This is a genomic window from Sphingomonas sp. TDK1, from assembly GCF_001650735.1.
Lineage (GTDB): Bacteria > Pseudomonadota > Alphaproteobacteria > Sphingomonadales > Sphingomonadaceae > Sphingomonas.
In genome coordinates this window covers 357-1,037 of sequence record NZ_LXVY01000035.1, presented here as the reverse complement: position 1 = coordinate 1,037, position 681 = coordinate 357, and the positions used below count along the sequence as shown (strand labels likewise).

The 681-nt window shown below is 64.8% G+C and carries 1 protein-coding gene and 1 pseudogene; one reads left to right on the top strand and one right to left on the bottom strand.

Going from position 1 to position 681, the window contains the following annotated elements; all coding sequences use genetic code 11:
- Positions 1-207 (bottom strand): GtrA family protein (locus A7X12_RS19145; protein ID WP_198162087.1); only part of this gene is annotated, 207 nt, incomplete at its 3' end.
- Between the two features lie 60 nt (positions 208-267).
- Between A7X12_RS19145 and A7X12_RS26410 the strand changes: the two are divergent.
- Positions 268-681, top strand: a pseudogene (locus A7X12_RS26410) (AcrB/AcrD/AcrF family protein); the annotation flags it as partial.

Sequence of the window (681 nt, the reverse complement as noted above, 5' to 3'; positions counted from 1 at the left end):
GCGGCTGTGCATGAAATAACCGAAGACCACCGCGACCAGGAAGCCCGCCACCGAGGCGACCACCGGGTTGATCACATAGGTGGCAAGCGGCCAGTAGACGGCGGCATAGACGACCGTGGAAAGCCCGCCGACGATCACGAAGCGGATCAGCTGGCCCAGCACCCCGCTGGCCCGTAAAGCTTCAACTCTCTGTGATACCGCCGTCATCTCGCTTGCCCTCCGACCGGCGCTCGCCCTAATGCGCGGCAGCACCCGAGGAAAGCGATTTTGACGCCCATCAGCACGCGGCTGGTCCGCCTTCGAGACGAATTGGACCGCCACTGGCTGGGCTGGACGCTGTTCGCATGGCTGTGCGTGGCGGTGTGGTTCCTCCAGCAGCGCCAGGGCAATATCTACTGGCTGAGCCTTGGCGACACCGACGACAATATGCGGCTGATGCAGGTCCGCGCCTGGCTGGGCGGCCAGGGATGGTATGATCTCCGTCAGTACCGGATGGACCCGGCGCTTGGCGGGTTCGACATTCACTGGTCACGGATCGTCGACCTGCCGATTGCCGGGCTGATCCTGCTGCTCAAGCCGTTCGTCGGCATCGCAACGGCGGAAAAATGGGCCTGCGGTGTGGCGCCCCTGCTACCGCTGTCGATCACGATGAGCAGCCTCGCCCTGACCGTGCGGCGGCTG